Source organism: Pseudomonas viridiflava (assembly GCF_900602065.1).
Taxonomy (GTDB): domain Bacteria; phylum Pseudomonadota; class Gammaproteobacteria; order Pseudomonadales; family Pseudomonadaceae; genus Aquipseudomonas.
Map to the genome: position 1 here is coordinate 1 of NZ_UWFN01000250.1, position 306 is coordinate 306.

At 65.0% G+C, this 306-nt stretch carries 1 protein-coding gene; it reads right to left on the minus strand.

The window, feature by feature from the left end:
- On the minus strand, nucleotides 1-306 hold a 306-nt coding region (locus EE949_RS13665; RefSeq protein WP_431194222.1), incomplete at both ends, for a carbohydrate ABC transporter permease.

Sequence of the window (306 nt, forward strand, 5' to 3'; positions counted from 1 at the left end):
GGCCGAGGTCGGGTACCCGATCGCCTCACCCCGGGCGGTCGGGTCGATACCCGCCGCCGTCAGGACCTCGGACGCGTGGGCACCGCCGCCGGTGAGCACGAACGGCTCGGTGTAGATCATGAAGCTGTCCATGAACCGCAGCATCACGGCGATCAGCAGCACACTTTTCATCTTCGGCAGTTGAATGTGCCGGAAGATTGCCCAGCTCGACGCCCGGTCGATCCGCGCCGCCTGATAGTAGACGTCCGGAATGGCCCGCAAACCCGAGTAGCTCAGCAACGCCACCAGGGATGTCCAGTGCCAGAC